The following is an 18,910-nucleotide window of genomic DNA, read 5'->3' on the forward strand; positions in this document are numbered from 1 at the left end:
TTTGGAGTGACCGCACGCATCACCGACCCCGAGCAGCTCAAGGAGCTGCTCGGCATCCCGTTCACCCCGGAGCAGACGGCCTGCATCATCGCGCCGCCCGCCCCGCAGGTCATCGTGGCCGGAGCCGGCTCCGGCAAGACGACGGTGATGGCCGCCCGGGTGGTCTGGCTGGTCGGCACGGGCCAGGTCGCCCCCGAGCAGGTCCTCGGCCTCACCTTCACCAACAAGGCCGCCGGCGAGCTCGCCGAGCGCGTGCGCACCGCCCTCGTCCGGGCCGGCGTCACCGATCCCGACATCATCGACCCGGACAACCCTCCCGGCGAGCCCCGCATCTCCACGTACCACGCCTTCGCCGGGCAGCTCCTCACCGACCACGGCCTGCGCATCGGCCTGGAGCCCACCTCCCGGCTCCTCGCCGACGCCACCCGCTACCAGCTCGCCGCGCGCGTGCTGCGCGAGGCCCCCGGCCCGTACCCCGCGCTCACCAAGTCCTTCCCGACCCTGGTCGGCGATCTGCTCGCCCTCGACGCCGAGCTCGCCGAGCACCTCGTCCGCCCGCAGGAGCTCGCCGCGTACGACACCGGCCTGCTCGACGCCCTCTCCCGCGCCAAGCTCACCAACGCCGACCTGCGCAAGGTCCCCGAGGCCGCCGCCGCCCGCCGCGAGCTCCTCGACCTCGTCGTGCGCTACCGCGCCGCCAAGCGCTCCCGCGACCTGCTCGACTTCGGCGACCAGATCGCCCTCTCCGCCGAGCTGGCCACCACCCGCCCCGAGGTCGGCGCGATCCTCAGGGACGAGTTCCGGGTCGTCCTCCTCGACGAGTACCAGGACACCTCCGTCGCCCAGCGGCTCCTGCTGTCCGGCCTCTTCGGACAGGGCACGGGGCACGCCGTGACCGCCGTCGGCGACCCCTGCCAGGCCATCTACGGCTGGCGCGGCGCCTCCGTCGCCAACCTCGACGACTTCCCCGAGCACTTCCCGCACCGGGACGGCAGCCCCGCCACCCGCTACGCCCTCTCCGAGAACCGGCGCAGCGGCGGCCGCCTCCTCGACCTCGCCAACGGCCTCGCCGCCCCCCTGCGCGCCCTGCACGAGGGCGTGGAGGCGCTGCGCCCCGCGCCGGGAGCCGAGCGCGACGGCAGCGTCCGCATCGCCCTCCTGCCCACCCACGCGGAGGAGATCGACTGGCTCGCCGACTCCCTCGCCCACCTCGTCCGCACCGGCACCGAGCCGGGCGAGATCGCCGTCCTGTGCCGCACGGCCGGCGACTTCGCCGCCATCCAGGGCGCCCTCGTCGCCCGGGACGTGCCCGTCGAGGTCGTCGGCCTCTCCGGCCTGCTCCACCTGCCCGAGATCGCCGACCTCGTCGCGGTCTGCGAGGTCCTCCAGGACCCCGGCGCCAACGCCTCCCTGGTACGGCTCCTCACCGGGCCCCGCTGGCGGATCGGCCCCCGCGACCTGGCCCTCCTCGGCCGCCGCGCCCGGCTCCTGGTGCACCGGCCGGGCGAGGACCCCGCCGACCCGGACCAGCGGCTCGCCGCCGCCGTCGAGGGCGTCGACCCGGCCGAGGTGATCTCCCTCGCCGACGCCCTCGACACCTTCCTCGACGCCGGCGGCGAGGACGACGGCCTGCCCTTCTCCGCCGAGGCCCGGGTCCGCTTCGCCCGCCTCGCCACCGAGCTGCGCGCCCTGCGCACCTCGCTCGCCGACCCCCTGATGGACGTCCTGCACCGCGTGCTCGCCGCCACCGGCCTCGAGGTCGAGCTCTCCGCCTCCCCGCACGCCCTGGCCGCCCGCCGCCGTGAGACCCTCGCCAACTTCCTCGACATCGCCGCCGGCTTCGCCACCCTCGACGGCGAGGCCACCCTGCTGGCCTTCCTCGGCTTCCTGCGCACGGCCGCGCAGTACGAGAAGGGCCTGGACCACGCCCTCCCGGGCGGCGAGAACACCGTCAAGGTGATGACCGCGCACAAGTCCAAGGGCCTGGAGTGGGACGTGGTGGCGGTGCCCGGCCTGGTCGCCGGCCAGTTCCCGTCCGCCCGCGCCCGCGAGTCCTGGACCTCCCAGCCCCAGGTCCTGCCGCACGCCCTGCGCGGCGACGCCGCCACGCTCCCGGCCGTCGACGGCTGGGACTCCAAGGCCCTCGCCGCCTTCAAGAACGCCCTGCGCGAGCACCAGCACACCGAGGAGCTGCGCCTCGGCTACGTCACCTTCACCCGGCCCCGCTCTCTCCTCCTGGGCTCCGCCCACTGGTGGGGCCCGGCCCAGAAGAAGCCCCGAGGCCCCTCCGACTTCCTCCAGGCCCTGTATGCCCACTGCGAGCGCGGCCACGGCGAGATCGAGGCATGGGCCCAGGCCCCGGAGGAGGGAGCGGAGAACCCGCTGCTGACCCAGGAGCTCCAGGACCGGTCGTGGCCGCTGCCGCTGGACGAGGAGAGCCTGGAGAGGCGGCGGGAGGCGGCCCGGGCCGTGACCGCCCGGCTGTGGGCGCCCGTTCCGCAGGGCGGCGCCGCGGCGCCCGCCCCCCGGGACCCCGGCCCCGAGGACCTCTGGCTCCCGGAGGAGGACTGGCAGGAGGAGCCTCCCCACGCGGACCTCCCCGCCCAGCGGGAGGAGCTCTCCCCGGAGGACGCCAAGACCATCGCGTCCTGGGACCGGGACCTCACCGCCCTCACCGCGGAGCTCCACCGTTCCCGCGCCGCCACCCGGGACGTCCTGCTCCCCCCGTACCTCTCCGCCTCCCAGGTCATACGCCTCGCCGCCGACCCCGACGGCTTCGCGAAGGAGCTGGCCCGCCCGCTGCCGAAGCCCCCGCAGCCGGCGGCCCGGCGCGGCACGCGTTTCCACGCCTGGGTGGAGTCGCGGTTCGAGGAGCTGCCGCTGCCCCTGCTCGGCCCGGACGAGCTGCCCGGCGGCGAGGAGTTCGCCGGCGAGCCGGAGATCGTGGACGAGCGGGACCTGGAGGCCCTCAAGGAGGCCTTCGGCCGCACCCCGTACGCCCACCGCACCCCGTACCGGGTGGAGGTCCCCGTGCACCTCTCCCTCGCGGGCCGGGTGGTCCGGGGCAGGATCGACGCCGTCTACCGGGACGCGGAGAGCGGCGCGTACGAGATCGTCGACTGGAAGACCAGCCACCTGCGCACCGCCGATCCGCTCCAGCTGGCGATCTACCGCCTCGCCTGGGCCGAGCAGCACGGGCTCGCCCCCGAGGAGGTGGCCGCCGCGTTCGTCTACGTGCGGACGGGGGAGGTCGTGCGCCCCCGCCGGCTGCCCGGACGGCCCGAGCTGGAGGCCCTGCTGCTCGGCGGGGACTCCCCGGACGGGCACCCCACCGGCGCCGGATAGGCTCGGAGCCATGAGCCAGACCCCGGACAACGCCGTCCACACCGCACGGACCGAGACCGTACGCGCGTACGTCGAGCAGCACCGCGCCGCCTTCCTCGACGAGCTCGCGGAGTGGCTGCGCATCCCCTCCGTATCGGCGCAGCCGGAGCGCGCGGACGATGTGCGGCGCAGTGCCGAGTGGCTCGCGGAGCGGCTGGCCAAGACCGGCTTCCCGACCGTGGAGGTGTGGGAGACCGACGGCGCTCCGGCCGTCTTCGCCGAGTGGCCCTCCGGGGAGCCGGACGCGCCGACCGTCCTCGTCTACGGCCACCACGACGTGCAGCCCGCCGCCCGCGAGGACGGCTGGCACACCGACCCCTTCGAGCCGACCGTCGTCGACGGCCGGATGTACGCGCGGGGCGCCGCCGACGACAAGGGCCAGGTCTTCTTCCACACCCTCGGCGTCCGGGCCCACCTGGCGGCCACCGGCCGCACCGCGCCCGCCGTCGACCTCAAGCTGCTCGTGGAGGGCGAGGAGGAGTCCGGCTCGCCGCACTTCCGCGCCCTGGTGGAGGAGCGCGCCGAGCGGCTCGCCACGGACATCGTGATCGTCTCCGACACCGGCATGTGGTCCGAGACCACCCCGACCGTGTGCACCGGCATGCGCGGGGTCGCCGACTGCGAGATCGATCTGTACGGCCCCGGCCAGGACATCCACTCCGGTTCCTTCGGCGGCGCCGTCCCCAACCCGGCCACCGTCGCCGGCCGGATCGTCGCCGCCCTCCACGACGCGGACGAGCGGGTCGCCATCCCCGGCTTCTACGAGGGGGTCGCCGAGCTCTCCGACGCCGAGCGGGCGCTCATCGCCGAGCTGCCCTTCGACGAGACCGGCTGGCTGGCCACCGCGAAGTCGGGCGCCACCCTCGGCGAGGCCGGCTACTCCACCCTGGAGCGCGTCTGGGCCCGCCCGACCGCCGAGGTCAACGGCATCGGCGGCGGTTACCAGGGCCCCGGCGGCAAGACGATCGTCCCCGCCTCCGCCCACCTCAAGCTCTCCTTCCGGCTGGTCGCGGGCCAGGACCCGGACCGGATCGAGACCGCCGTCCGCGACTGGCTGGCCGGCCTGGTCCCGGCGGGCATCCGGTACGAGATCGTCTTCGGCGCCCCGACCCGGCCCTGCCTCACACCGCTCGACCACCCGGCCCTGAAGGCCGTGGCCGGGGCGATGAGCCTCGCCTTCGACGGCGCCAAGGTCCGCTACACCCGCGAGGGCGGCTCGGGGCCGGCCGCCGACCTCCAGGACGTCCTGGGCGCGCCGGTGCTCTTCCTGGGCATCTCGGTGCCGTCCGACGGCTGGCACGCCCCGAACGAGAAGGTCGAGCTCGACCTGCTCATGAAGGGCGTCGAGGCCACCGCGTACCTCTGGGGCGAGCTGCCGTCCGCCCTCTGAGCCGGCCCGCCGCCGGCCGCCCGCCTGTCGCCGAACGCTGAATCCACTGATCCGGGGGAGTTGGAAGTACCTGTGAGCACCTTCCGTAACGAGGCCGCGGACCGTCCGATCGGACTGACCGCTCCGAGCGGCATCGATCGCGCCGCCCACCACCGCCTGGACGAGGCGTGGCTCGCGGCCGCCTGGAGCCACCCCACGACCCGGGTCTTCGTGGTCTCGGGCGGTCAGGTGCTGATCGACGACACCCCGGACGGCCGGACCGAGCTGGTGATGACCCCGGCCTTCGAGGCCCCGGTCACCGAGACCCACCGCTACTTCCTGGGCACGGACGCCGACGGCGTCTCCTACTTCGCGCTGCAGAAGGACAGCCTGCCGGGGCGCATGGACCAGTCGGCGCGGCCGGCGGGGCTGCGCGAGGCGGGCCTGCTGCTGTCGCCGCGGGACGCGGGCCTGATGGTGCACGCGGTCGCCCTGGAGAACTGGCAGCGGCTGCACCGCTTCTGCTCGCGCTGCGGCGAGCGGACCGTGGTGGCCGCGGCCGGTCACATCCGCCGCTGCCAGGCCTGCGGTGCCGAGCACTACCCGCGCACCGACCCCGCGGTGATCATGCTGGTCACCGACGACCAGGACCGCGCGCTGCTCGGCCGCCAGGTGCACTGGCCGGAGGGCCGCTTCTCCACCCTCGCGGGCTTCGTCGAGCCGGGCGAGTCCATCGAGCAGTCGGTGGCGCGCGAGGTCTTCGAGGAGGCGGGCGTCACGGTCGGCGAGGTCGAGTACATCGCCAGCCAGCCCTGGCCCTTCCCGTCCAGCCTGATGCTGGGCTTCTTCGCCAAGGCGACCTCCTCGGAGATCAACGTGGACGGCGAGGAGATCCACGAGGCCCGCTGGTTCTCCCGCGAGGACCTGGCCGCGGCCTTCGACTCGGGCGAGGTGCTGCCGCCGTACGGGATCTCGATCGCCTCGCGACTGATCGAGCTCTGGTACGGCAAGCCGCTGCCGAAGCCGGGCGACGTGGTCTGAGCGGAACGAGGAAGCCCCCGTCCGGCACTGCCGGGCGGGGGCTTTTTTCGGCCAGGAGGCGCGAGGCGCGGATCAGACGCCGATCTTCTGCTTGACCTGCGCGAGCGACGGGTTCGTCAGCGTCGAACCGTCCGGGAAGAGCACGGTCGGCACGGTCTGGTTGCCGCCGTTGGCCTTCTCGACGAACGCGGCCGAGTCGGGGTCCTGCTCGATGTTGATCTCCGTGTACGCGATGCCCTCGCGGTCCATCTGGCTCTTCAGCCGGCGGCAGTAGCCGCACCACGTCGTGCTGTACATCGTCACAGTGCCCTGCATGGCCTGGCGCTCCTCTGTTCGCGGTCGGGTCCGGTGTCGGGTCCGAGGAGAAGAACGTACGCGTACTCCCGGCCATTCCCGCATCCGGGCCTTCCCGTCTTCGTATGACCGGCGCCACAGCCTGTGGACAAGCCTCCGCGCCGACCCCCGGGAACCTGGCAGCATGGCGGAGTGACACCAGCAACGCACTCCACTCTCTTCCCGCAGGTCCCCGAGACGGCCGACGCGGTGCTCGACGGGCTCGACCCCGAGCAGCGCGAGGTCGCACTCGCCCTGCACGGGCCGGTGTGCGTCCTCGCCGGGGCCGGCACGGGCAAGACCCGCGCCATCACCCACCGCATCGCCTACGGGGTGCGCGCGGGCATCCTGCCGCCCGCGAGCGTGCTCGCCGTCACCTTCACCAACCGCGCCGCGGGCGAGATGCGCGGCCGGCTCCGCCAGCTCGGCGCGGGCGGCGTCCAGGCCCGCACCTTCCACTCCGCGGCCCTCCGCCAGCTCCAGTACTTCTGGCCGAAAGCAGTCGGTGGCGAGCTGCCCCGGCTCCTGGAGCGGAAGATCCAGCTCGTCGCCGACGCCGCCGCCCGCTGCCGGATCCGGCTCGACCGCAACGAGCTGCGGGACGTCACGAGCGAGATCGAGTGGGCCAAGGTCACCCAGACCGTGCCCGCCGACTATCCGGCCGCCGTCGCCAAGTCGTTGCGCGACGCCCCGCGCGACCCGGCCGAGATCAGCCAGGTCTACGCGATGTACGAGCAGCTCAAGCGCGACCGCGACGTGATCGACTTCGAGGACGTGCTGCTGCTCACCGTCGCGATCCTGCAGGACCGGCACGACATCGCCGACCAGATCCGCCGGCAGTACCAGCACTTCGTGGTCGACGAGTACCAGGACGTCTCGCCGCTCCAGCAGCGCCTGCTCGACCTCTGGCTCGGCGAGCGCGACACCCTGTGCGTGGTCGGCGACGCCAGCCAGACCATCTACTCCTTCACCGGCGCCACCCCCGACCACCTGCTGAACTTCCGCACCCGCCACCCCGACGCGACGGTGGTCAAGCTGGTCCGGGACTACCGCTCCACCCCGCAGGTCGTCCACCTGGCCAACGGGCTGCTCGGCCAGGCCCGGGGCCGGGCCGCCGAGCACCGCCTGGAGCTGGTCTCCCAGCGCGACCCCGGCCCCGAACCGGTCTACACGGAGTACGCGGACGAGCCGGCCGAGGCCGAGGGCACCGCCCGCCGGGTCCGCGACCTGATCGCCGCAGGCGTCCCGGCCGGCGAGATCGCCGTGCTCTACCGCATCAACGCCCAGTCCGAGGTCTACGAGCAGGCCCTCGCCGACGCCGGAGTGCCGTACCAGCTGCGCGGAGCCGAGCGCTTCTTCGACCGCGAGGAGGTGCGCAAGGCGGGCGTGGCCCTGCGCGGCGCCGCCCGCGCCGGGGGGAACGACGCCCTGCTCGACGACGTCGAGGACCTGCCCGCCCAGGTCCGCGCCGTGCTCTCCAGCACCGGCTGGACGGCGCAGCCGCCGACCGGCTCCGGCGCCGTCCGGGACCGCTGGGAGTCGCTCGCCGCCCTCGTCCGGCTCGCCGAGGACTTCGCCCGGGCCAAGCCGGGCGCCACCCTCTCCGACCTGGTCGCCGAGCTCGACGAGCGGGCCGCGGCCCAGCACGCGCCCACCGTCCAGGGCGTCACGCTCGCCTCGCTGCACGCCGCCAAGGGCCTGGAATGGGACGCCGTCTTCCTGGTCGGCCTGGCCGAGGGCATGATGCCGATCACGTACGCCAAGACCGACGAGCAGGTCGAGGAGGAACGGCGGCTGCTCTACGTGGGCGTCACCCGGGCCCGGGTGCACCTGACGCTCTCCTGGGCGCTGTCCCGCTCCCCGGGCGGCCGCGCCTCCCGCCGCCCCACCCGCTTCCTCCAGGGACTGCGGCCCGGCTCCGGCGCCCTCGGCACGGGGGGCGCCTTCGGAGCGCGCGGCGGTGTCGAGCGCGGCGCCGGCGGGGCCGGCAGCCCCGTGCGGCGCGGGCGGCGCGGCCCGGCCCGCTGCCGGGTCTGCGGCGCCACGCTCACCGAGGCCGGCGAGATGAAGCTGATGCGCTGCGAGGACTGCCCCTCCGACATGGACGAGGGGCTGTACGAGCGCCTGCGGGAGTGGCGCGCCGGTCAGGCCCGGGAGCTCGGCCAGCCCGCCTATTGCGTCTTCACCGACAAGACGCTCATGGCGATCGCCGAGCGCGTCCCCGACTCCGGCGGCGAGCTCGCGGCGATCCCCGGGGTCGGCGCCCGCAAGCTGGACCGCTTCGGCGCCGATGTTCTCGCCATCTGCGCAGGTGAGGAGCGTGGAGGAAGCGACGACGAGGCCTGAGGAAAACTCGTCGGAAAAATAGTTTGCGCCTGCCCCGTCAAGCCCCATAGGTTCTTAACCACGGAAACGGCGGCTTCTTGGAAGCCCCGTCTTCGTGCTGTACTTGTCCAAATGAACATGAGTGCCCGGCTCACCCCGAGCGCTCCGAGACGCCGAGAGGAGGCGATTCCAGTGATCAGCATCATCAAGAACATCAAGACCAGCACCGCCAAAATGACCGATCGCTCGGTCGTCTCCGCCTGCTCGCTCGGCACCTCCGTCGCCACCTCCGTGGCTTCGGCGGCCTCCGTCTCGTTCGCGTCCTCCGCTCTCCTTGGCAGCGGTCTGTCCGGCGCCGGCATGCCCGTCCTCGGTATGCCCGGTCTGCTGGCCGTCCGGCCGGAGCGCAATGAGCGACCGACCAAGGCACTGGTAGCAGCAGTGGGCAAGGCCCAGGCCACGGCCTACGGCTTTGCGGCGACCGGTGCCGGCATTCAGCAGACGACGCAGCACCACACGATGTGGGCCTTCCGTGGGCTCGAACCCTGGAGTGATCCAGCCTGATCGACGATCAGGCCGGCGCCTTCAGGGCCGCGGAACCCCACCCGGGATCCGCGGCCCTTCTGTTTGTCCCCGAACGGGGACGACGGACCGAAGGAGCCTCGGGAACCAGCAGTAACCGGTACCAGCCGAAACCCCGGCCCACCAGGCCGGAACGACCAGACGAGGAAGAAACCCCGTGCAACTCGAAGCGCACGCCCCGTCCGTACCGCCTTCCGAAACGATCCCCCCGCCCGGCCTCACGGAGGACCCCACCTTGACCCCCCTCACCGCGCTCACCGCGCTCGACGACGCCATCGAGAACCTCGGCGTGCCCGTCCCCTGCCGCTCGTTCGACCCGGAGGTCTTCTTCGCCGAGTCCCCGGCCGACGTCGAGTACGCCAAGTCCCTCTGCCGGACCTGCCCGCTGATGGCGGCCTGCCTCGCGGGAGCCAAGGAGCGGCGCGAGCCCTGGGGCGTCTGGGGTGGCGAGCTCTTCGTCCAGGGCGTGGTCGTGGCCCGCAAGCGGCCTCGTGGCCGTCCGCGCAAGAACCCGGTCGCGGCATGAACGTCACCGGAACCATCGACCGCCCCCTCACGCACGATCCCCAGAAGCAGGCCCCGATGACCTCGTCCGCCTACGAGCCCTCCGGCTCCGCGACCCAAGACGTTTCGATCAGCGGCGCGAACCTCTCGCGTCAGAACAGGACCCGTGAAATGCAACTCATCCCAGAAGCCCTGGCCCGTGCCCATATGCACGAACGCCGCCGGGAAGCCGACGCGGAACGCCAGGCCGTGCGCCTGGTCGCCGCCCGGCGCATGCAGCGGCGCGCCGAGCGCGTGTCGATGCGTGCCCGTCGCGCGCTCGCCATGGCCGTCATGCACTGAGCCAGGCAGAAACGAACGCGGGGGCCGGTCCGAACGGACCGGCCCCCGCGGTGCGTTGCCCCGCCGGAGCGCGCTCGTCGGGTTATCGTCACGAAGATGAACGAAGCCCCCACCCCCGAGGCCCCCTACGTGTGCGCCCGCTGCGGCAAGACCGCCCAGGAGCTGCCCATCACCTGGACCTGTTCGGTGGAGAACGGCACTCGGCAGTACTTCTGCGAGGAGTGCGCCCGCGCCAACATCAGGGCCATCGAGGGCCGCCTCGACTCCTCCTGGTGGTGAGCGCCCCCTCCCGGGCCGCCTACTCGGCCGCCGCGAAGCCGGGCAGCCACTCCGTCAGCTCGTCCCGCAGCCTGACCGTCGCGTTCAGCTGGCACAGCACCCCGATCGTGCTCAGCGTCACCCGGTGTATCAGCAGGTACGAGGGCGGCAGGTTGAGCTGCTTGCCCAACTGGTGGGCGGGGGAGCGGGGATCGGCGACCCGGGCCGCCTGGGCCCGCATCCAGCCGCGGGAGAAGACGAAGGACTCCGCCTCGGCCGGCTCGATGATCGGGAGCAGATACTCCAGGACCTCGTCCGGGTCGAGCGCGATGGACTCCTTCACGAAGCCCTCCGCGCACAGCAGCTCGTAGACCGTCTCCGCCTCACCGGCCAGGGTCATCCGCAGACAGGTGCCGATCGTCTCCGGGAGCCCGCCCGGCAGCCGGTCCACGGTGCCGAAGTCCAGCACCCCGAGCCGCCACCCGGCGGGCTCCTCGGCGGCCCCCACCGGACCGGGCAGCAGCCGGAAGTTGCCCGGGTGCGGATCGGCGTGCAGCAGCCCCGTGCGCGCGGGCCCGGAGAAGAGGAAGCGGGCGAGCAGCTGCCCCGCCCGGTCCCGCTGCTCCGGCGTCCCGTCCGCGATCACCTCGGAGAGCGGGACGCCGTCCATCCACTCCGTCACCAGGACCTGCTCCGACTGGTGCACCACCGCCGGGACCACCACGTCCGGGTCGTCCGCGAACACCTCCGCGTGCTCCCGCTGGGCCTCGGCCTCCAGGCCGTAGTCCAGCTCCTCGGAGACCCGGTCCCGCAACTCCGTGATCAGCGGCTTGATGTCCATCCCCGGGATCAGCGGACCCAGCAGCCGGGCGAACCGGCTCAGCTGGGTGAGGTCCGAGAGCAGCGCGTCCCCCGCCCCCGGGTACTGCACCTTCACCGCGACCTCGCGCCCGTCGTGCCACACCGCCCGGTGCACCTGGCCGATCGAGGCCGCCGCGGCCGGCTTCTCCTCGAACTCCAGGAACAGCTCCCGCCACTCCTCGCCGAGGCGCTCCGCGAGCACCGCGTGCACCGTGCGCGTCGGCATCGGCGGCGCCGCCTCCTGGAGCTTGGTCAGCGCCGCCCGATAGGGCCCCGCGACCTCCTCGGGCAGGGCCGACTCGAAGACGGACAGCGCCTGCCCGAACTTCATCGCCCCGCCCTTGAGCTCGCCGAGCACCTTGAACAGCTGCTCGGCCGTGCGCTGCTGGAGCTCCCGCGCGACGAGCTCCGCCGACTTCCCGCCGATCCGCTTGCCCAGACCCCAGGTGGCCCGGCCGGCGAAGCCCAGCGGCAACGCGGCCAACTTGGCGGTCCGGGTGACCGCCTTCCGGGGAAGATCAGACATACGCCCTCCAAGTCCCAGACTGCCGTGCCGCGCGGGCTCGTTACCCCGCCATTGTGTCCTGCGCACCGTGAACCGCCACGGCATGCTCCCCCTTCGTCGCACGGGCCGCCCCGCACGGACACGCCGGATGCGCCCGCACCGGCTCCGAGCGCCACTCCAGCAGCGGCAGCGACACCTCCCAGCGGGCCCCCGTGCTCGACGGCAGGTCCCCGTCGAGGAAGGCCAGCGCGTGCGCCGCGGCGAGCCCGGCCACCGCCCCGGCGAGGGCCACGTCACAGGCCGGCAGCGGATGCGGCGCCCCGGAGCGCCACTGGGCGGGCAGCCGCGGCCAGATCGGCTCCCGCTCGCACCGCTCCCGCTGCCCGCACCCGGCACAGGCCGTGGCCCCCGGCAGCACCAGCGGGCCGACCACGCCCGTCGCCTCCAGCACCCCCGCGTACAGATGGGGCGTGCCGGTGGCGAGCCAGCCCTCGGCCGGCAGCGGGTCGGGCACATACGCCCCCAGGCCGTCCCGCGGAGTCACCACCACGAGTGAGAGCCCGGGCTCGCCGCCCCCGTCACCCGGTCCGGTACGAACCGCCCGCGGCGGGCGTCCGCCCGGGGCCGCGCGCCCCACGAGCCGCCGGGCCGCCACCGCCCGGCGCTCGCCGACCGCCTCGGCGGGCAGCCCGCCCGGGGACACCTCCCATGGTGCGACCGTGCCCGAGTCCAGCACCTCGACCCGGCCGACCCCGGCCGCCGAGAGCAGCGCCGCCACGCCCGCGCCGACCCGACCGGCGCCCCGCACCTGGACCCGCTGGGTCCGCCGGGCGGCCAACACGCGGGTCGCCCCGTCCGGTTCGCGGTGGACGACGGAGAGCGAGGCCAGGTCCGCGCGGACCGGATCGAGCGCCGGGTCCGCGCGGCCCGGGGGCCCGCCGGGCGGGCGTACCGCGGCGTCGGCGATCAGACCGGCCGCCGCGAGTCTCCCGAGCAGCGCCTCCAGATGCCCCTCGGGCAGCCCGAGGGCCAGGGCCTCCGCCCGCAGGAGCTCCATCCCGCGGGTCCCGTCGAACAGCCCGATCAGGCTGCCGGTGGTGGTGTCGACCGGCCCCAGGACGACCGCGTGCGCGGGTGTCACCCCGAACTGCACGTACCGCAGATTGCGCCAGGCGCGCCGCAGCGCCGGCTTGACCATCGGATGCATGATCCCGTCCCCGTCCCCCGTGAATCGCTGATTGATCCCGATCTCGGTCCCGAACTCGGTCCCGATCTCGGTCCCGATCTCGATCTTGAACTTGCCCTTCGGCTTGATCTTGAGCGTGGTCATGAACTTGATCTTGGACTCGATCTTGAACGGACTTTCTCCGCCGTTCGGGCTTCGAGGTCAGATTGCCCCGGCGGGGCGCGGCGGGCGGAAAGTTGTCCACAGGGACGAGGGATTAATCATTCGAATGCTGCGGGACTTCGGCCACCGTCAGCGGGTAACGTCGGGCCCGTGCCGGCCGACCCACAGAGCAGCGTGACAGTCGAGGTCCGAAGGAGCTCCCGCCGGAGCAGAACCGTCTCCGCCTACCGCGAGGGCGACCGGACCATCGTGCTCATCCCCGCCCGGATGTCGGAGGCGGAGGAACAGCGCTGGGTCACCGTGATGCTGGACAAGCTGGCGGCGCAGGAGAGCCGCAGCGTCCTCGGCGACCGGGAGCTGACCGAGCGCGCCGAGCGCCTGGCGGAGCAGTACTTCGCCGGCCGGGCCCGCCCCACCTCCGTGCGCTGGGTGACCAACCAGAACACCCGCTGGGGCTCCTGCACCCCGTCCGAGGGCAGCATCCGCCTCTCCCACCGGCTGCAGGGCATGCCCGAGTACGTCGTCGACTACGTCCTCTGCCACGAGCTGGCCCACCTGCTCGTGCCCGGCCACGGGCCGCGCTTCTGGCGCCTCCTGGAGGCGTATCCGCGCACCGAGCGGGCCCGCGGCTATCTGGAGGGCGTGGTGGCCGCCGGGCGGCTGCCGCACCTGCCGGCGGCCGGCGAGGAGTGATTCCGGCCGTGCTCCGGTTCTGTACCGAATGCGTACGCGCTTGGCTCAATGTCGCGGTCAGCCGTTAGCCTGGCGCGACGCATTCGTGATTCGGGAGTGGGGGACGGTCGTCACACATGGCCAGGGAATTCCAACGCGGCCACAAGGCCAAGATCAGTGATCTCACGGCGGGCACCGATCTGTACGTGGGCGTGCAGATCGCCGCGCCGGGTCTCACCTTCGACATCAGCTGCTTCGGCCTCGACGCGGACGAGCGGCTCTCCGACGACCGGTACTTCGTCTTCTTCAACCAGCCGAAGTCGCCCGAGGAGTCCATCCAGCTCCTCGGCGCGCAGGCCGGCGACACCGAGTCCTTCCGCGTCACGCTCGACCGCGTCCCCGCGCACATCCACAAGCTGTCGTTCACGGCGACGATCGACGGCGCCGGGCAGATGTCGCAGATCGGCCCCGGCTGGATCCGGATCGTCGCGGGCGGTGAGGAGGTCGCGCGCTACGCCTTCACCGGCGCGGAGTTCTCCACGGAGCGCGCGGTCATGCTGGGCGACTTCTATCTGAAGGACGTCTGGCGCTTCGCCGCCGTCGGCCAGGGCTTCGACGGCGGCCTCGAGGCGCTGCTCAGGAACTTCGGCGGCGAGGTGGCCGAGGAGGAGCCGGCCCCGCAGCAGGCCCAGGCCCCGGCCGCCGCCCCGGGCTTCGCCCCGCCCGCGCAGGCCGCCGCGCCGCCCGCGTTCGGCGCCCCCGCCGCGCCCCAGGCGCCCGCCCCGGCCCCCGCGTTCGGCGCCCCGCCGGCCCCGGCCCCGGCCCCGGCCCCCGCGCCGATGCACGCCGCCCCGACGATGGCCGCGCCCCTCGCGCCCCCGGCCCCCGCGCCGGCCCAGCCGGCGCCCTACGGCCAGCCGCCGCAGCCGCCGCAGCCCGCGCCGTACGGGCAGGTCCCCGGCCAGACCCCGCCGCCCGCGCCCTACGGTCAGCCCGCCCCCGCCCCGTACGGCCAGCAGCCCTACGGGCAGCCGCAGTACGGTCAGGCCCCGGGCCAGGTCCCCGGCCAGTTCCCGCCGCAGCACGGCATGCCGCAGGGCGTCCCCCAGGGCGCGCCCGCCACCGGTGCCGGGCTCGCCGCCGCGCTCGCGCCGTACAAGGAGACCGCGACCGGCGCCCGCTGGACCCCGCAGAACCAGCAGCTCATGCGGGTCGACCTCGGCATGGGCGGCGTCCCCGTGCTCGCCCGCCAGGGCTCCATGGTCATGTACCAGGGCAAGGTCGACTTCGCCTACAAGGGAGCCGGCTTCGCGGGCCGGATCGTCGGCAACGCCACCGGCCAGGAGATGCAGCTGATGCGCTGCACCGGCCGCGGCCAGGTCTTCCTCGCCGAGAACGGCGCCCACCTGCACCCGATCGAGCTCCAGGGCGACGGCATCTGCGTCTCGGCCGAGAGCGTGCTCGCCTTCGACGAGTCGCTCCAGTACGAGGTCCGGCGCATCGAGGGCCACGGCATCCCCGGCGGAGCCCTGTTCACCATGCAGTTCCACGGCACCGGCACCGTCGTCGTGAAGACCCACGGCATCCCCGTCGTGCTGCCCGTCACGCCGACCACCTTCGCCGACTGCAACGCCGTCGTCGCCTGGTCTTCCGCGTCCCAGGTCATCCTCTCCAGCCAGGTCAGGCTGCGCCGCAACGCCTACCCGGGCCACAGCGGGGAGACCGTGAACCTCCAGTTCCGGGGCGCCCCCGGCAACTTCATCATCGTCCAGCCCTACGAGGTCTGAGGGAGCCCGGAACCATGAACCAGCAACTCGCGGGCTACGCCCCGACCCCGATCACGGCCCGCATGGAGAACCACGGGCGGTCCATGCTCAAGGTCGCCATGGCCTCCGGCCAGGACCTCTACGCGCGCACCGGCTCGATGGTCGCCTACGAGGGCTTCATCACCTACGAGCCCAACCCGCCGGCCGTCCGCCAGGTCGCCCAGCAGTGGCTCACCGGCGAGGGCGCCCCGATCATGAAGTGCAGCGGCGACGGGCTGCTCTACCTCGCCGACTACGGCGCCGACGTCGTCGTCATCAACCTCAACAACGACTCCCTCTCGGTCAACGGCACCAATCTGCTCGCCTTCGACGCCCACCTCCAGTGGGGCGTCGAGCGGGTCAAGGGACTCGCCAAGTTCGCGGGCCAGGGCCTGTTCAACGTCCAGATCGCGGGCACCGGCTGGGTCGCCCTCACCTCGCGCGGCACCCCGATCGTCGTCGACTGCGGCCGCGGCGAGGACGAGACGTACGTCGACCCCGACGCGCTCGTCGCCTGGTCGCCGACGCTCAAGGTGAAGGGCAAGCGCAGCTTCAAGGCCTCCTCCCTCATCGGGCGGGGCAGCGGCGAGGCCTACCAGATGGCCTTCTCCGGCCAGGGCATCGTCGTCGTACAGCCGAGCGAGGACAGCACCGACCGCCTCCGGGTCCGGGGCTGAGGGGGAGCGAGAACACACCATGCAGAGCCCGCTTTTCAACCACGCCGAACAGCAGAGCCAGGAGCGGTACGTCGTCCAGAACCCGCAGCTCCTGCGGGTCACCCTGGGCGGCGCCGACGACATCCTGGCCCGCAAGGGCGCGATGGTCGCCTACCAGGGACTCGTCGACTTCGACGGCGAGTACCAGACCCCGAGCCAGCGCCAGGCCCGCGCCCGCACCGGCGAGGGCCTCGACCTCATGCGCTGCTCCGGCCAGGGCACCGTCTACTTCGCCAACCTCGCCCAGAACATCCATGTGGTCGAGGTCGAGCAGGAGGGCCTGACCGTCGACAGCGCCTATGTGCTCGCGCTCGACTCGACCCTGCACACCGAGGTCATCGCCGTCGACAGCCAGTACGGCGTCTCCGGCACCGGCAAGTACCAGCTGAACATCTCCGGCCGCGGCAAGGTCGCCCTGATGACCTCGGGCCAGCCGCTGATGATGCAGGTCACGCCCGAGAAGTACGTCAGCGTCGACGCCGACGCGATCGTCGCCTGGTCCACCGGGCTGCGGGTGCAGATGCAGGCGCAGACGCACAGCACCGGCGTCCGCACCCGGCGCGGCAGCACCGGCGAGGGCTGGGAGCTCAGCTTCCTCGGCCAGGGCTTCGCCCTCGTCCAGCCCAGCGAGGTCATGCCGCCGCAGCACGTCGCCATCGGGCAGGGCCTGGCCGCCCAGTACGGCGTCGGCCAGCACGGCGCGCACGCCCAGAACCAGAACAACGCCTGGAACTGAGCCGCGCCCCGGCAGGGGGAAGACACGGGTAAGGGGCGGTCGCCACGGCGACCGCCCCTTACCCGTCACCGCGCCCGCGCGGCGTCCCGCGTCACAGACGCTTCAGCGTGTCCTCCAGGAGACGCACCACCGAGGTCCGCCACCTCCGCCACCTCGCCGTACGCGAACCAGCGCAGGTCCAGCGACTCCTCGCTGATCTCCGCCTCGGCACCGGCCGGGGCCAGCGCCGCGTACTGCACGTCCAGGTGCCAGTGGCAGGGCGCCGGAATCGGATGCCGGTCGAGCCGCACCGGACCGCCCGGCAGCAGCGTCAGACCGGAGATCCCCGACTCCTCCGCCGCCTCGCGCAGCGCCGCCGCCTCCACCGTCGGGTCGCCCGGCTCGCAGTGGCCGCCCATCTGCAGCCACATGTTCAGCTTCTTGTGCAGGGTGAGCAGCACCCGCTCGCGCGAGGGGTCGATCACCAGCGCACTGCTGGTGAGGTGACCGGCCGTGCAGGGCTTGTACATGCCGTTCTCGTGCTCCGCGAGATGCGCCAGATAGACGTCGCGGAGCTCCGGCTGGTCCTCGTACCCCTTCAGGACGAGGATCGCGTCGTCACGCAGGCTCACTCCTTGCCGCCCTCGCCCTCGGGGCCGGACTCGGAGTCGCCCTTGGCGGCCTCGCCGAGCATCTTGTCCAGCTCGGAGAAGTCCATCTGCTCCCGGTGGACGAAGCCGTCCGGGTCGTCCAGGTCGGTCGCCGTCGGCAGCATGTCCGGGTGCTCCCACAGCGCGTCCCGGCCGTCCGCCCCGCGCGCGTCCGTGAGCGAGGCCCACAGCCGGGCCGCGTCCCGCAGCCGGCGCGGCCGCAGTTCGAGGCCGATCAGGGTGGCGAAGGTCTGCTCCGCGGGGCCGCCCGTCGCCCGGCGCCGGCGCAGCGTCTCGCGCAGCGCGTCCGCCGAGGTCAGCCGGGTCTTCGCGGCCTCGTGCACCACCGCGTCCACCCAGCCCTCGACCAGCGCGAGCGCCGTCTCCAGGCGGGCCAGGGCCGCCTTCTGCTCCGGGGTGTCCTCCGGCTGGAACATGCCCTGCTGGAGCGCCTCCTGCAGCTGCTCGGGGTGGGTCGGGTCGAGCTGGCCCACCGCCTCCTCCAGCTTGGAGGTGTCGACCTTGATCCCGCGGGCGTAGCCCTCGACCGCGCCGAACAGATGCGAGCGCAGCCACGGCACGTGCGCGAAGAGGCGCTGGTGGGCCGCCTCGCGCAGGGCCAGGTAGAGCCGGACCTCGTCGGCGGGGACGCCCAGGTCCTTGCCGAAGGCCGCGACGTTCAGCGGCAGCAGCGCCGCGCGGCCGGCCGGGCCGAGCGGCAGGCCGACGTCCGTCGAGCCGACGACCTCGCCCGCGAGGGCGCCCACGGCCTGCCCGATCTGCTGGCCGAACATGGCGCCGCCCATGGAGCGCATCATGCCGATCAGCGGGCCCGCCATGGCCTGCATCTCCTGCGGCAGCACGTCGCCCATCGCCGTGCCGACCCGCTCGGCGACCGGGTCGACCAGCTGCTGCCAGGCCGGGAGGGTCGCCTCGACCCACTCGGCGCGGCTCCAGGCCACCGCCGTGTTGGCACCCGAGGGCAGCGAGGTGGCCTGGTCGAGCCACAGGTCGGCCAGACGCACCGCCTCCTCGACCGCGGACTTCTCCGCCGGGCCGACGCTGGCGTCCTTGGTGCCGTCGGGCGTGCCCTGTGCGACGACCTGGCGCGCGATCTGCTTGGCCATCTCCCAGTTGACCGGGCCGCCCTCGTAGCTGAGCATCTGGCCGAGCTGCTGGAAGGCAGCGCCGAGATCCTGGGGGTTCATCGACCCGAACATCGCGGCGAACGGGTTGTCCGCGCCGCCGGGGCCGCCCATACCGGGCAGCCCGCCGAAGCCGAACGGGTTGCCGCCCTGGCCACCGGACCCCTGGCCACCTCCGGCGGGGTCCTTCTTCTTGCCCTCGTCGCCGTTCTCCGGCTCCTCCGGCGGAAGGCCGAATCCGAATGGGGTGTCACTCACAGGTTTCCTCGGCTCGTAGGGCCGCCGGCTTCTCTTCCGACGGCGGACTCTCACCACCAGCGTAGGCGCTGGCCCTCCGGTCAGGCCGGGCCGACCG

At 73.3% G+C, this 18,910-nt stretch carries 16 protein-coding genes and 1 pseudogene; 12 read left to right on the forward strand and 5 right to left on the reverse strand.

Annotated features, from left to right (window positions below; genetic code table 11):
- Positions 1–6 precede the first annotated feature (6 nt).
- The 3 genes from ACH414_RS08125 to nudC all read left to right on the forward strand — a co-directional run bounded on the left by ACH414_RS08125 (position 7) and on the right by nudC (position 5,794).
- Positions 7–3,345: a UvrD-helicase domain-containing protein gene (locus ACH414_RS08125; protein WP_398941217.1), complete on the forward strand. Its 3,339-nt coding sequence runs from the start codon at positions 7–9 to the stop codon at positions 3,343–3,345.
- Positions 3,346–3,355: 10 nt separating this feature from the next.
- Positions 3,356–4,774, forward strand: coding sequence for a dipeptidase (locus ACH414_RS08130; protein WP_386565944.1), 1,419 nt, complete (start codon positions 3,356–3,358; stop codon positions 4,772–4,774).
- A 72-nt stretch (positions 4,775–4,846) separates the two neighbouring features.
- Positions 4,847–5,794 (forward strand): NAD(+) diphosphatase, encoded by a 948-nt coding sequence (gene nudC, locus ACH414_RS08135; RefSeq protein WP_382547564.1) that lies wholly within the window; start codon positions 4,847–4,849, stop codon positions 5,792–5,794.
- 72 nt (positions 5,795–5,866) lie between these two features.
- Here nudC and ACH414_RS08140 read toward each other — a convergent pair whose 3' ends face one another.
- Entirely contained in the window at positions 5,867–6,109 is a 243-nt protein-coding gene (locus ACH414_RS08140) for a mycoredoxin (RefSeq protein ID WP_030688646.1), read from the reverse strand.
- A 171-nt stretch (positions 6,110–6,280) separates the two neighbouring features.
- Between ACH414_RS08140 and ACH414_RS08145 the strand changes: the two genes are divergently transcribed.
- The 5 genes from ACH414_RS08145 (at position 6,281) to ACH414_RS08165 (ending at position 10,159) form a co-directional block, all read left to right on the forward strand.
- Positions 6,281–8,473, forward strand: coding sequence for an ATP-dependent DNA helicase UvrD2 (locus ACH414_RS08145; RefSeq protein ID WP_398941220.1), 2,193 nt, complete (start codon positions 6,281–6,283; stop codon positions 8,471–8,473).
- 171 nt (positions 8,474–8,644) lie between these two features.
- Positions 8,645–9,016, forward strand: a complete 372-nt coding sequence (locus ACH414_RS08150) for a hypothetical protein (protein ID WP_398941222.1) — start codon at positions 8,645–8,647, stop codon at positions 9,014–9,016.
- A gap of 175 nt (positions 9,017–9,191) precedes the next feature.
- On the forward strand, positions 9,192–9,560 hold the full coding sequence (locus ACH414_RS08155; protein ID WP_382547560.1) for a WhiB family transcriptional regulator: 369 nt from the start codon (positions 9,192–9,194) through the stop codon (positions 9,558–9,560).
- Positions 9,557–9,880, forward strand: a complete 324-nt coding sequence (locus tag ACH414_RS08160) for a hypothetical protein (RefSeq protein WP_382547558.1) — start codon at positions 9,557–9,559, stop codon at positions 9,878–9,880. The genes ACH414_RS08155 and ACH414_RS08160 overlap by 4 nt, the downstream gene beginning before the upstream one ends.
- A gap of 96 nt (positions 9,881–9,976) precedes the next feature.
- Entirely contained in the window at positions 9,977–10,159 is a 183-nt protein-coding gene (locus ACH414_RS08165) for a hypothetical protein (protein ID WP_382547556.1), read from the forward strand.
- A 19-nt stretch (positions 10,160–10,178) separates the two neighbouring features.
- Here ACH414_RS08165 and ACH414_RS08170 read toward each other — a convergent pair whose 3' ends face one another.
- Both ACH414_RS08170 and ACH414_RS08175 read right to left on the reverse strand, forming a co-directional pair.
- On the reverse strand, positions 10,179–11,525 hold the full coding sequence (locus ACH414_RS08170) for an ABC1 kinase family protein (RefSeq protein ID WP_382547554.1): 1,347 nt from the start codon (positions 11,523–11,525) through the stop codon (positions 10,179–10,181).
- A 40-nt stretch (positions 11,526–11,565) separates the two neighbouring features.
- Positions 11,566–12,711 carry a ThiF family adenylyltransferase gene (locus tag ACH414_RS08175; protein WP_398941506.1) on the reverse strand — a complete coding sequence of 382 codons (1,146 nt, stop codon included), beginning with the start codon at positions 12,709–12,711 and terminating at the stop codon, positions 11,566–11,568.
- 291 nt (positions 12,712–13,002) lie between these two features.
- Between ACH414_RS08175 and ACH414_RS08180 the strand changes: the two genes are divergently transcribed.
- The 4 genes from ACH414_RS08180 (at position 13,003) to ACH414_RS08195 (ending at position 16,781) form a co-directional block, all read left to right on the forward strand.
- A complete protein-coding gene (locus tag ACH414_RS08180; protein WP_386565940.1) occupies positions 13,003–13,545 on the forward strand; it encodes a M48 family metallopeptidase in 543 nt (180 codons plus the stop codon).
- A gap of 116 nt (positions 13,546–13,661) precedes the next feature.
- Positions 13,662–15,311, forward strand: a complete 1,650-nt coding sequence (locus ACH414_RS08185) for a TerD family protein (RefSeq protein WP_391769510.1) — start codon at positions 13,662–13,664, stop codon at positions 15,309–15,311.
- A 14-nt stretch (positions 15,312–15,325) separates the two neighbouring features.
- The gene (locus ACH414_RS08190; RefSeq protein WP_382537426.1) at positions 15,326–16,006 is read left to right on the forward strand and encodes an AIM24 family protein; all 681 of its coding nucleotides are present in this window, start codon (positions 15,326–15,328) and stop codon (positions 16,004–16,006) included.
- 19 nt (positions 16,007–16,025) lie between these two features.
- Positions 16,026–16,781, forward strand: a complete 756-nt coding sequence (locus ACH414_RS08195) for an AIM24 family protein (protein WP_398941226.1) — start codon at positions 16,026–16,028, stop codon at positions 16,779–16,781.
- A 91-nt stretch (positions 16,782–16,872) separates the two neighbouring features.
- Here the strand turns inward: ACH414_RS08195 and ACH414_RS08200 are convergent.
- Positions 16,873–17,392 (reverse strand): annotated as a pseudogene (locus ACH414_RS08200) (NUDIX hydrolase).
- Positions 17,389–18,813 carry a zinc-dependent metalloprotease gene (locus ACH414_RS08205; RefSeq protein WP_382537434.1) on the reverse strand — a complete coding sequence of 475 codons (1,425 nt, stop codon included), beginning with the start codon at positions 18,811–18,813 and terminating at the stop codon, positions 17,389–17,391. Before ACH414_RS08205 ends, ACH414_RS08200 begins: the two are co-directional and overlap by 4 nt.
- Positions 18,814–18,910: the final 97 nt, after the last annotated feature.

Origin of the sequence: Streptomyces sp. NPDC020422, from assembly GCF_044386705.1 — a bacterium.
Classification (GTDB): domain Bacteria; phylum Actinomycetota; class Actinomycetes; order Streptomycetales; family Streptomycetaceae; genus Streptomyces.